Source organism: Mesorhizobium sp. CA15 (assembly GCF_020165215.1).
Classification (GTDB): Bacteria; Pseudomonadota; Alphaproteobacteria; order Rhizobiales; family Rhizobiaceae; genus Mesorhizobium.
On the sequence record NZ_JAIUHQ010000008.1, the window covers coordinates 77,754 to 89,049 of the forward strand.

The 11,296-nt window shown below is 64.5% G+C and carries 11 protein-coding genes; 8 read left to right on the forward strand and 3 right to left on the reverse strand.

Translation table 11 applies throughout. The features are described 5' to 3' along the window. Window positions 1-55: 55 nt before the first annotated feature. Window positions 56-1,666 carry an inorganic phosphate transporter gene (locus LB515_RS15520; RefSeq protein WP_224708234.1) on the forward strand — a complete coding sequence of 537 codons (1,611 nt, stop codon included), beginning with the start codon at window positions 56-58 and terminating at the stop codon, window positions 1,664-1,666. A gap of 126 nt (window positions 1,667-1,792) precedes the next feature. On the opposite strand, the gene LB515_RS15525 is transcribed toward LB515_RS15520, so the two are convergent. From LB515_RS15525 to LB515_RS15535, 3 genes are all read right to left on the reverse strand, one after another. Beyond that, window positions 1,793-2,635: an MFS transporter gene (locus tag LB515_RS15525; protein ID WP_224708235.1), complete on the reverse strand. Its 843-nt coding sequence runs from the start codon at window positions 2,633-2,635 to the stop codon at window positions 1,793-1,795. 184 nt (window positions 2,636-2,819) lie between these two features. Then, window positions 2,820-3,980, reverse strand: a complete 1,161-nt coding sequence (locus LB515_RS15530; RefSeq protein WP_224708236.1) for a patatin-like phospholipase family protein — start codon at window positions 3,978-3,980, stop codon at window positions 2,820-2,822. Beyond that, window positions 3,973-4,761, reverse strand: a complete 789-nt coding sequence (locus LB515_RS15535; RefSeq protein WP_224708237.1) for an acetoacetate decarboxylase — start codon at window positions 4,759-4,761, stop codon at window positions 3,973-3,975. Before LB515_RS15535 ends, LB515_RS15530 begins: the two co-directional genes overlap by 8 nt. A 241-nt stretch (window positions 4,762-5,002) precedes the next feature. Here LB515_RS15535 and LB515_RS15540 point away from each other — a divergent pair, with 241 nt between their 5' ends. The 7 genes from LB515_RS15540 (at window position 5,003) to LB515_RS15570 (ending at window position 11,178) form a co-directional block, all read left to right on the forward strand. After that, window positions 5,003-5,791, forward strand: coding sequence for a 3-hydroxybutyrate dehydrogenase (locus LB515_RS15540; protein ID WP_224708238.1), 789 nt, complete (start codon window positions 5,003-5,005; stop codon window positions 5,789-5,791). A 162-nt stretch (window positions 5,792-5,953) separates the two neighbouring features. After that, a complete protein-coding gene (locus LB515_RS15545; RefSeq protein ID WP_224708239.1) occupies window positions 5,954-6,769 on the forward strand; it encodes a chromate resistance protein ChrB domain-containing protein in 816 nt (271 codons plus the stop codon). Further along, window positions 6,769-8,154 (forward strand): chromate efflux transporter, encoded by a 1,386-nt coding sequence (chrA, locus tag LB515_RS15550; protein WP_224708240.1) that lies wholly within the window; start codon window positions 6,769-6,771, stop codon window positions 8,152-8,154. The genes LB515_RS15545 and chrA overlap by 1 nt, the downstream gene beginning before the upstream one ends. 246 nt (window positions 8,155-8,400) lie before the next feature. After that, complete coding sequence (locus tag LB515_RS15555; protein ID WP_224527262.1) at window positions 8,401-8,610, forward strand: hypothetical protein; 210 nt, start codon at window positions 8,401-8,403, stop codon at window positions 8,608-8,610. Between the two features lie 43 nt (window positions 8,611-8,653). Then, complete coding sequence (locus tag LB515_RS15560; protein WP_224708241.1) at window positions 8,654-9,193, forward strand: sigma-70 family RNA polymerase sigma factor; 540 nt, start codon at window positions 8,654-8,656, stop codon at window positions 9,191-9,193. Continuing rightward, window positions 9,180-10,094 (forward strand): anti-sigma factor family protein, encoded by a 915-nt coding sequence (locus tag LB515_RS15565; RefSeq protein ID WP_224708242.1) that lies wholly within the window; start codon window positions 9,180-9,182, stop codon window positions 10,092-10,094. Before LB515_RS15560 ends, LB515_RS15565 begins: the two co-directional genes overlap by 14 nt. Window positions 10,095-10,287: 193 nt before the next feature. Further along, on the forward strand, window positions 10,288-11,178 hold the full coding sequence (locus LB515_RS15570) for an adenylate/guanylate cyclase domain-containing protein (protein ID WP_224708243.1): 891 nt from the start codon (window positions 10,288-10,290) through the stop codon (window positions 11,176-11,178). Window positions 11,179-11,296: the final 118 nt, after the last annotated feature.

Genomic DNA, 11,296 nt, shown 5'->3' on the forward strand with positions numbered 1-11,296 from the left:
CTAGGGACATAGCGTCCTCCCCGGTTCTTTGCTGCAATGCAAAAGGAGTGGGACAATGGTGGACGTAGTTTCGAGTGAAGCGGGGATCCCGAGACCGGATCATCCCCTGGATCAATCGGGCGGTGCCAAATGGTTCCTGCCGACTTTCGGCGTGCTGGTGCTCGTCGGCATCGTCTATGTCGGCTATGCGCTCAGCCAGGATCTGGCCATCGCCAAGACGGTGCCCTGGATCCTGCTTGGGATCGCGCTTCTGATCGCGCTGGGCTTCGAATTCGTCAACGGCTTCCACGATACCGCCAACGCGGTCGCCACCGTCATCTACACGCGCTCGCTGCCGGCCGAATTCGCCGTCATGTGGTCGGGCGTCTTCAATTTCCTCGGGGTGCTGACCTCGAGCGGCGCGGTGGCCTTCGGCATCCTGTCGCTGCTGCCGGTCGAGCTCATCCTGCAGGTCGGCTCGTCATCCGGCTTCGCCATGGTGTTCGCCCTTCTGGTCGCCGCCATCCTGTGGAACCTCGGCACCTGGTTCCTCGGCCTGCCGGCCTCGAGCTCGCATACGATGGTCGGCTCGATCATCGGCGTCGGCCTCGCCAACCAGTTCATGGCCCCGGCCGGAAGCGCCACCAGCGGCGTCGACTGGGGGCAGGCGACCAATGTCGGCATCACCTTGCTGGTCTCGCCGATCGTCGGCTTCTTCGCCGCCGCCATCCTGCTCTATGCCATGAAGCTCCTGGTGCGCAATCCGGCGCTCTATGAAGCGCCGAAGGGCAATGCGCCGCCGCCATGGTGGATCCGCGCGCTGCTGATCTTCACCTGCACCGGCGTCAGCTTCGCGCATGGCTCCAATGACGGTCAGAAGGGCATGGGGCTGATCATGCTTATCCTGATCGGCGTGGTGCCGACAGCTTACGCGCTCAATCGCACGCCCGACATCAACTATCTCGACGCCTACAAGGCGGCCTCGGTGTCTGTCGAGCAGGCTCTGGGCAAGTACGTCAAGCCTGGCGTTGCTGTCGCCGATGCCAATGCTGCCAAGGCTGCCGTGCAGGAGGCCGTGCGCAGCAAGAGCTGGAACGATCAGACCACGATCGCGCTGCAGACCTACATCCACAACACCACCGCCGGGCTGCAGCCTTACGCCTCGGTCAATAACGTGCCGACCGACCTGGTCAGCAACGCGCGCAACGACATCTACCTGATCGGCGAAGCGCTGAAGCTGATCGACAAGAAGAAGCTGCTGCCGATGCAGGACGCCGATCTCAAGGCGGTCACCGACTATCACAAGGCGGTCGACAACGCGACGAAGTTCATTCCGCTCTGGGTGAAGATCGCCGTGGCGCTGGCGCTCGGCCTCGGCACCATGGTCGGCTGGAAGCGCATCGTCGTCACCGTCGGCGAGAAGATCGGCAAGAGCCACCTGACTTATGGTCAGGGCGCCGCCGCCGAGCTGGTCGCGATGATCACGATCGGCATGGCCGACCGTTTCGGTCTGCCGGTGTCGACGACGCACGTGCTGTCGTCCGGCGTCGCCGGCACCATGGCAGCCAACGGCTCCGGCCTGCAATGGTCGACCGTGCGCAACCTGCTGCTGGCCTGGGTGCTCACGCTGCCCTGCTCGATCGCGCTGGCCTTCATGCTGTTCGTGATCCTCCGCCACGTTTTCTGAGCGGGAAGGCCCTCAAGGAAACGGCGCGGCTGGCGGCGCCGTTTCTTTCTATCGCCGCGCAATTTCCGCCCTGCTAGAGCGGTTCACCGTTTCACGGAAACGGCGAACCGCTCTACGGAAAACCGCTCACACTTTTCCTGGAATTGCTCTAAGGCGGCGCAGCTGGCGTAGCGACAGAAGATGCAGCAGGATTGAGCTTGGCACCACGAAAGCAGGGGTCAGCACACCCGGATAATCGCCAGCGCCGATGCTCAGCACATTCGGAACGATCAACTGCCACGGGCCGGGCGAGGTGATTATGCCCATGGTGATCGCGACAGCGAAATCGGCAAGGCCGAGGATATTCCAGAGAATTGCTGCCCTCCGGCCCCCGGCTGTGCCGGTCGCCACCGCGATCGCCGCAGGCAACGCGAACAGCCCTGTCAGCACGTCGCCGACGCCTGCCGGCACCGCGAACACGCCGGGCAGCGCGCGATGCAGCCATGCCGCGAGCGCCCAACTGCCGAATACGCGGTAGAGCTGAACCGCGACGAGCCAGCTCGCCGGCGTCGCATCGAGCACCTGCCCGACCCGCCTGGAGAACAGCAACAGCGGCGCACCGATGATCACCGGCAGGAAGATGGCCGATGGCAACGCCGGTAAAGCCGTGGCGTCCGGATGGAAGATGCCATTGATCGCGGCGCTCCAAGCGACGGCGAACCACAGCGTATCCGGGATCATGATTGCCAGCCAAGTCGCGCGACGTTGACCCGGTGTCAGGCTCGTATGTTCGAGGCCGAGCCACAATCCCAGGGCGATGAGCCCATGGGCCGCGAGCTGGTGGAACGTGGTCGGAACGCCGCTCTCCGGGATCGCCGGCCAACGATAGATCAAGAGTAGCCACAGCGTTGTGAGCGGCACAAACCACAGCAGGCCTCGCCAGGCGTCACGCAATGGAACGACGGCAGGGGGAATAGCTTCGGCGGTCATCGACGGTACTCCATTGAGCCCAGCGCATTTTGCTGACGCCCAGATGTAAGCCCGCTCTCCGCGAGGGGCTATCCGCGACAATGTTGATGGCCTGTGAAGCAGAGCTTCACAGTTTGCGGGCTCCCAGGCGAGCGGCCGCTGTGACTTTTTCCCGAGATTGCTCCGCTTGTGGCGGATGCAAATATCAGGTCGGATCTTCGCGATGCAGGTCGTGGATGGTCACGCCGTCGGCGTTGTCGGGCAGCATCAGCCACTTCTTGTGACGCAGCGTGCGCTCGGTGTCTTCCAGGCCCATTTCCCAGTGCTCGCGCATCGAGGTGCCGGAGAACTCGTAGTCCTTCGCGTGACCTTCATAGCCTTTGTGCTGATAGATCAGGTGGACGATGTTGACCACGCCTGCGTCGGAATAGTCGGCTATCAATTCCTTCTCGCCATCCTTGAGCTGGTCCGGCGGCACGCGCTTCAGCGCGTCGAGCAGCTTCATCTTGAGCGCATGGATGCGCTGGAAGTTGTCGGTGTTCTGGCGCGTGCGGCTGGAATACATGATGTCCTTGTGGCGCGACAAGACGTCGGCCAAGCCGCGCGGCAGCACGCCGCGGGCGCTGAACAGATCGACCTGGAACACCAGCGAGGAGCGGTCCTCCTCCTGGTCGAGCAGATATTGCAGCGGCGTATTGGAAACGATGCCGCCGTCCCAGTAATACTCGCCTTCGATACGGATCGAGGGGAAGGCCGGCGGCAGCGCGCCGCTCGCCATGATGTGCTCCGGCCCGATGCGCACCTTGTCGGTGTCGAAATAGACGAAATTGCCGGTCCTGACATTGACCGCGCCGACGCTCAGCCGCTTCTTGCCATCGTTCAGCACGTCGAAGTCGATCAGGCTTTCCAGCGTGTCCTTGAGCTCGGCGGTGTCGTAGAAGCTGGTGGCGCCTTCGGCTCCCGCCAGCTGGAACCAGGGGTTCGGGCTGCGCGGCTTGAAGAAGCCCGGCTGGCCCATCGTCATGGTCATCAATGACGAGGTCTGGTTGCGGATATCGCGATAGATGTCGCCCTCGGGCGTATAGGCCCATATCTTGCGGCCCGAGATCGTCTGCCAGAACTGCTCCAGCCGCTGCAGGCGGCGGCTAGGCTCGTTGCCGGCGATGATCGAGGCGTTGATGGCGCCAATCGAGACGCCGGACAGCCAGGTCGGCTCGCAGCCGGCGTCGGCAAGCGCCTGATAGACCCCCGCTTGGTAGGCGCCGAGTGCGCCGCCGCCCTGAAAGACCAGGGCAATGCGGTCATATTGCGCCGTGATTTCCGCGATGGTGGCGGCGGCCGCCTTGTTGCGGGTACGCTCAAGCACCGACTTTCTCCAGTTCCTTCGCGCCGGCAGCCGATCGGCCGCGGTCTGCGAGATAATCATGCACGACTTCGCCGAGACCCAGCGTCAGGTCGGCGGTGAAGTGAACGGCCGAGACGATGTCGAGCACAGGCAGCTTGGCGACATCGGCCATGACATGCGGCCGAAGGTCGAGCGCGGCGGGCGCCGTCCAGGCCTCCTTCAGCGTGATATCGGTGAGGTAGTAGCGGACCAGCTCGCAGATGCGTGGGCTGCCGTCGACATGCGGGATGATCTTGATGAGGAAATTGGGCGCGGCGAGCGAGGCGAGCACCTGGTCGTGGTCGGCTTCGCTGTGCTTGTAGCCCATGGTGCCGGTGGCGCAGAGCACGCTGCCATAATGCAATGTGCCGACCACCACCTCGCCCTCATGCACGATCTTGGGGTTGGCGAGCTTTTTCGGGAAACCCCAGAGCTCGCGGCCGCCGGCGATCGGCGCGTCATCGTCGAGATACATGGAATGCACGTAGCCGCCGTGCTGGCCCTTGTAGCGCACCGGAATGACCTGGCCGGTCTCGGTGTAGTCGCCGAAACCGGTCGAGTCCGGCATGCGGATGAATTCGTATTTGACCAGCGGCTCGTCAATCTCGAGCGGCGCCGGCACGACGGCTTCCAGCGCCTCGCGCGTCGTGCGGTAGGTGATGATGATGTATTCGCGGTCGAAGAAACGATAAGGGCCGGGCGGGAAGGAGGGGTTGGTGAGCGGCATGGCATAGGCTCGCTTCACGACATCGGCGATTTCCATGGCTGGTGCCCCAGTAAGGTTTGAATGACCCGCGCGAATGCGCTGGCAAATATGTTGCATGGCAGCATGACAGTGCCGTGTCAGCCCGGCGACACGCCGCCACGGAGCCGGCAAAATGGCGCTGCCGCGGTGTAATCGAGCCGACACATGGCCGTGCCATTGTCGTGCTGCACTGCACCAACTATCTGCTCTCCCAACTCGTTGCGTTGATAAGTCCCTCCCACCTCTTGCGAGATCTCCCATGGGTTCCCTGTCTTCGAAGAATGCGCTCGTCACCGGCTCGACCAGCGGCATCGGCCTTGCAATCGCCCGTGCCTTCGCCGCAGAGGGCGCCAACGTCACCATCAACGGCCTGGGCGACGCGGCGGCGATCGAGCAGGAGCGGGCCGGCATCGAAAAGGATTTCGGCGTCAAGTGCCGTTACTCGGGCGCCAACATGATGGACGGCGCCGCCGTCACCGCCATGATCCACGAGGCCGAGGCGGCATTCGGCAGCCTCGACATCCTGGTCAACAATGCCGGCATCCAGCATGTCGCGCCGATCGAGGAATTTCCCGACGACAAATGGGAAGCCATCATCCGCATCAATCTTCTCGCCGCCTTCTACGCCATCAAGGCGGCGGTGCCCGGCATGAAGAGCCGCAAATGGGGCCGCATCATCAACACGGCTTCGGCGCATGCGCTGGTCGCCTCGCCGTTCAAGTCGGCCTATGTCTCGGCCAAGCACGGCATTGCCGGCCTGACCAAGACGGTGGCGCTGGAGGTCGCGCAGAACGGCATCACCGTGAACGCGATCGCGCCCGGCTATGTCTGGACGCCGCTGGTCGAGAAGCAGATTCCCGACACGATGAAGGCGCGCGGCATGACCGAGGAACAGGTCAAGCACGACGTGCTGCTTGCGGCGCAGCCGACCAAGGAATTCGTCACCGTCGAGGAACTGGCGGCGCTGACTTTGTTCCTGTGCTCGGACGCCGCCAGGCAGATCACCGGCACCACCCTGCCGATGGATGGCGGCTGGACGGCGCAGTAAGCGCAACGGCGATCGCAAAACGAAGGCGGTCGGAGGCAACGCCTTCCTTGACAATCGGCGGTGATCGTTCCAGCATTCCGGCAAGGGGTTCCCCGCGACGACCCCGTGAGGCGTCAGCCCAACGATCGCGTCCAAACTCTCTTTGCTCAGGAGGTGGACGCTATGCCGTCAACAACCGCAATCACCGTTCCGCAACTTTCCCGTCTCGTCGGCTTGCCCGATGCGCCTTGCCTGGTCGATGTGCGCATCGACGAGGACTATGAAGCCGATCCGCGCCTGTTGCCGGCGTCATGCCGGCGCGATTTCAGGACTGTCTCAAGCTGGGCGTCGGAATTTTCGGGACGCAAAGTCGTCGTGATCTGCCAGAGGGGGCAGAAACTCTCGCAAGGCGTTGCCGCGTGGCTGCGCCACGAAGGCATTCCGGCGGAATCGCTTGAAGGCGGCTTCGAGGCCTGGGTCGCCGCCAGGGCGCCGTTGGTCAGCGCCGGCGCGATCCCGCTCCGTGACGAGAAGGGCCGCACCATATGGGTCACGCGTTCGCGGCCGAAGGTCGACCGCATCGCCTGCCCCTGGCTGATCCGCCGCTTCGTCGATCCCCAGGCGGTTTTCCTGTTCGTCGATCCAGCCGAGGTGCCTCTTGTGGCGGACCGCTTCGCAGCGGTTCCCTTCGACATCGAGGGCGTGTTCTGGAGCCATCGTGGCGATCGCTGCACTTTCGATACGATGATCGAGGAATTCGGCCTGCGGGTGGACGCGCTCGATCGCCTGGCGCTGATCGTGCGCGCCGCCGATACGGCGCGCCTCGGCCTCGTGCCGCAGGCGGCCGGGTTCCTCGCCGCCTCGCTCGGCCTCTCGCGCATGTTCCGCGACGACCTCGAGCAGCTCGAAGCCGGCATGCTCATCTACGACGCCTTCTTCCGCTGGTGCCGCGATGCCGCGGACGAGACGCACAACTGGCCGGCAGGAGGCAAGGCGTAATGACCGTACTCGCCAAGAACGACGCCGCGCCGCTGGTCGATGTCCCGACCGTGCCGAGTTTTCGCGAGGCGACGCGGCTGTGGGCAAAGATCGGCCTGCTGTCCTTCGGCGGGCCGGCCGGGCAGATCGCGCTGATGCACAAGGAACTGGTCGAGGAGCGCCGCTGGATCGGCGAAGAGCGGTTCCTGCACGCGCTCAACTACTGCATGCTCTTGCCCGGGCCCGAGGCGCAGCAGCTTGCCGTCTATATCGGCTGGCTGCTGCATCGGACGGCAGGCGGTCTCGTCGCCGGCAGCCTGTTCGTGCTGCCGGGCGCGCTGGTCATGCTGGGCTTGAGTAGCTTCTACATGCTCTACAACGATGCACCGGTCGTCGAGGCGCTGTTCTTCGGCGTCAAGGCGGCGGTGCTTGCCGTCGTCGTCGAAGCGGTGATCCGCATCGGCAAGCGGGCGCTGAAGAACCGGGCCATGATCGTGATCGCGGTGGCGGCCTTCCTCGCCATCTACGTCGCCAGAGTGCCGTTCCCGCTGATCGTGCTCGCGGCAGGCCTCATCGGCTGGATCGGCAATCGGTTTGCGCCACGGCTGTTTTCCGGCTCGGCACATGGCAAGGGCAGCGTCGCCGACATCAAAGGCGTGGTCGACCTGATGTTCGAGCGCGGTGAGCTCGGCCACACCGTGCCGACCAGATGGCATGCGGCCCGCACCATCGCCATCTGGCTGCCGCTCTGGCTGGGGCCTGTAGCACTGGTCGCCGTGCTGGCGGGGCCGGGCAGCGTGTGGACGCAGATCGGCGGTTTCTTCAGCCTGATGGCCGTGGTCACATTCGGCGGCGCCTATGCGGTTCTCGCCTATGTGGCACAGGCGGCGGTGACCTCGTTCGGCTGGCTTTCGCCTGGACAGATGGTCGACGGGCTGGGGCTTGCCGAAACGACGCCCGGGCCGCTGATCCTGGTGTTGCAATTCGTCGGCTTCGCCGCCGCCTATCGCCATGCCGGTGCAATCAATCCTTTGCTTGCCGGATCGCTCGGGTCGGCGCTGACGCTCTGGGCTACTTTCGTCCCGTGCTTCTTCTGGATATTTTTAGGCGCGCCCTACATCGAGCAGCTGCGGCAGAACCGGGCGCTGGCGGCGGCGCTCGGCGCGATCACCGCGGCGGTGGTGGGCGTCATCATGAACCTTGCGCTGTGGTTCGCGCTGCATGTCGTCTTCGGCAAGGTCGCAAGCGTCGGCTGGGGCGTGGAGGTTCCGGTCCTGTCCTCGCTCGACTGGCGCGCCGCGCTGCTATCGGCGGCGGCGATGGTCGCCATGTTCAGGCTGAAACTCGGCATGCTGCCGACGCTGGCGGGATCGGCTCTGGCGGGGCTTGCGCTGCAGGCGCTGTAGGCCCGCACGCCGTTCGATCAAGTTGGCGTTAACGAAAAAGCCGACCGGCCGGGAATAAACCGCCCGGTCTGCGGGTCTCCAGAGCATGCGCCATTTGTGCGCAACAGCAGGAGACCGACCATGAAGCGGCGCGAAGACGAATACGCATGTGAACAAGGCGAAGGCGTCAGCCGCCGGCGTCCTATGGAGCGGATGAGCCGGGCGCATCCGGTCCGGGCGATACCGCCTCGCCGCCGGCCCTGATCCGTGCCGATCGCAACCATCGAGATCCACGACCATGACGGCGACCGCCCCTTTGCAGCCAGCGATGCGCCGTCCTCTTCCGAGGCACGCCTTGCTTCCGAGACACTTGACTCCGGTGACACCAATGCCTTCTCCTCCCTCGAAGCAGGCGCCATCGCCTGCGGTCGCGATCTTCGCCCACACGAGCAGGGACAGATCGTCGCCTCCCGCTGAGGGCGGCAAACCCATTGCGGGAGCGCCCGACGGCGGAACGGTGTTGAGCGAAAAGATGCTGGCAGCGCGTTTTGCCGAAGTGGTGCTGCCGCATCTTGGTGATGCGCTGTCGCTTGCCCGCTGGCTCACGGGCAATCAAGCCGACGCCGAGGATGTGGTGCAGGAGGCCTGCCTCAAGGCGCATGCAGGCATTGCCGGGTTCGCTGGGGGAAACCCCCGCGCGTGGCTGCTCACCATCGTGCGCAACGCTTCCTACACATGGATGGCGCGCAACCGCCCGCGCAGCGTGGTCGCCGTCGGCGACCTCGCCGATCTCGACGACGTGTCGCCGCCGCCCGACACTGACACCGACAGCCCGGAGGCGGCGCTGATCGCCAAGGCCAATTCGGCGGCGGTGGAAGCGGCGATCGCCAGGCTGCCGCAAGCCTTCCGCGAAACACTTGTGCTGCGCGACATCAACGGTCTCAGCTACCGCGAGATCGCCGCCATGCTCGGCGTGCCGCAAGGCACGGTGATGTCGCGGCTGGCGAGAGCCCGCGGCCTCTTGATGACGGAACTTGGAGGGCCCCATGAGCCCGCATGAAAATCGCCCGCGTGAGGATGGATTGCCGCAAGACCCGCAGGATATGAAGCTGATGATCCACGCCCTTGTCGATGGCGAGCTCGATGCCGCGGCCGCTTTGGCGGTCGAGCGGCGCATGGCCGCCGATCCGGCGCTGGCCGCCGAACACGCGCGCCTGGTGGCGCTGCGCGGCGCTGTCGCCAATGTGCCGCGCCAGGCGGTCCGCGACGATTTTCTGGCCCGCATTGCGGCCATCGCCGAGGTGAGTGGGGCCGACGAAGCCGTCCAATCCACAGCCGTGAAGGCGCAGTCACAGCCGCAACAGCAGCAAGGCAATGTCGTCGAGATGCGGCCGCGCGCGGCACGCTGGTTCAACTCCTTCGACTGGCGCCAGATGGCGGCCTCGATCGTGCTGACGGCGTTTCTGGCCAGCGGCGCGACGCAGTGGCTGGCGACGGCGGACAATGGGTCCGACAGCTTTGCCGTGGCCGTCGCCAACGGCCATCGCCGCAGCCTGCTCGCGGCGACCCCGGTCGACATCGTCTCGTCCGACCGCCACACGGTGAAGCCATGGCTCGACGGCCGCATCGGCGTCTCGCCGGCGGCGCCCGACATGGCCAAGGATGGTTACGCCCTGCTTGGCGGGCGCGTCGAGGTGATCGGCGACAGGCCGATGCCGGCTCTGGTCTACCGCCATCAAGAGCATCTGATCACGCTGGTGGCGGAGCCACGGCAGAACGAGGCCAAATCGGTGCCGGTGGCGGACGATCTGTCGGCAGGTGGCTTCCTGCTGGTCCACTGGACAGACGACGCCTTCTCCTACTGGGCGATCTCGGACGCCGAACGCCCGGCGCTCGACGATTTCGTCGCCCGCTTCCGGGCGGCGATCATCGCCAATCCGGCGGTCGGCAGCCCGGGTTAGGGAAACGAAACTTCTTTCGCCGCTATTTCAGAGCCCGATAACCTGTTTTGGCGGGATGAGCGAAGGCAGATGCCTGTCCGTGCGAGATAATCGCGCCGAAGCACCTGCCCGGCGGCGCGGGCGCGCACGTGGATAAGTCAAAGTCGACCTTGGTATGTTATACACGCTTCGTTCTCGGGGCGGACACGAGTCGATGGATCAGGAAAGACTTCTAGCCGCGGTCCTCTTGGCTGACGTCGTGGGCAGCACGCCGCTCTATGAGCGCATCGGCGACGATGACGCTTTGCGGCAGGTCTCGGATTGCCTCGACGCGATACGCGAGATCGTCGCCCAACACGGCGGCGACTTCATTTACTCGAAGGGCGATGACGTGCTCAGCCTGTTCGAGAGGCCGGAGGCGGCGCTGAGGGCCGTCTGCCAAATCAGCAGCCAACTGATGAAGGGACCGTTGAGCGCCCGGATCGGATTGCATTTCGGGGCGGTCATTCGCGCGCGCGGCGCGCTATTCGGCGACGTTGTCAATGTCACCGCAAGGTTGTCCACCACGGCCAACCCCGGGGAGGTGCTGATCAGCCAGAGCTTCTTCGAAGCCCTTTCCGCGGGCAGCCGCAGTACCTTGCGGCTCCTCGACAAAATGGCCTTCAAGGGAAAGCAAGAACTCTTCGACGTCTATACGCTGAGGAGCGACGATGGGGCCCTCAGCACGCACATCGCCAACCGAGGCACCTTTGTCGATAGGCGCTCCGCCCCGCCGCCGCAGATCAATCTGGTCATCCGCTATGAAGATCAGTCGCGATCCTGCCGAAACAACGAATTCGTGACGATCGGCCGATCTCCGGAATGCAATATCGTCGTCCAGCGGCCCTGGGTTTCAAGGCTCCACGCGACCTTCACCATTTCGAATGGTAAAGCGCGCCTTGTCGAGCGAAGCTCGTCGGGCACATTTGTGTCGATGGGACCCGGCCATGAAGTGTTCATACGCCGCGAAGATATTCTTCTCTTCGGCTCCGGCGTCATCTCGCCCGGACGCAGATCGTCCCTCGGCGACGCCCAGATCCTTCACTACGACATTATCTCAGGCTGACCCGGCCGGGCATCTGACCACGATCAGTCCGATCCATGGAAAATTGTTCGGGGAGGAGCCCTCGAAGGCGGATCGTTCCTTCTAAGGCAAGCCAGAATCTATAAAAATTATAGAAATT

Excerpts from the sequence above, each read along its gene's own strand:
- LB515_RS15525 (WP_224708235.1), bottom strand. The coding sequence starts at position 2,635 with ATGACCGCCGAAGCTATTCCCCCTGCCGTCGTTCCATTGCGTGACGCC.
- LB515_RS15535 (WP_224708237.1), bottom strand. The coding sequence starts at position 4,761 with ATGGAAATCGCCGATGTCGTGAAGCGAGCCTATGCCATGCCGCTCACC.
- LB515_RS15540 (WP_224708238.1), top strand. The coding sequence starts at position 5,003 with ATGGGTTCCCTGTCTTCGAAGAATGCGCTCGTCACCGGCTCGACCAGC.
- LB515_RS15570 (WP_224708243.1), top strand. The coding sequence starts at position 10,288 with ATGGATCAGGAAAGACTTCTAGCCGCGGTCCTCTTGGCTGACGTCGTG.
- LB515_RS15545 (WP_224708239.1), top strand. The coding sequence starts at position 5,954 with ATGCCGTCAACAACCGCAATCACCGTTCCGCAACTTTCCCGTCTCGTC.
- chrA (WP_224708240.1), top strand. The coding sequence starts at position 6,769 with ATGACCGTACTCGCCAAGAACGACGCCGCGCCGCTGGTCGATGTCCCG.
- LB515_RS15520 (WP_224708234.1), top strand. The coding sequence starts at position 56 with ATGGTGGACGTAGTTTCGAGTGAAGCGGGGATCCCGAGACCGGATCAT.
- LB515_RS15565 (WP_224708242.1), top strand. The coding sequence starts at position 9,180 with ATGAGCCCGCATGAAAATCGCCCGCGTGAGGATGGATTGCCGCAAGAC.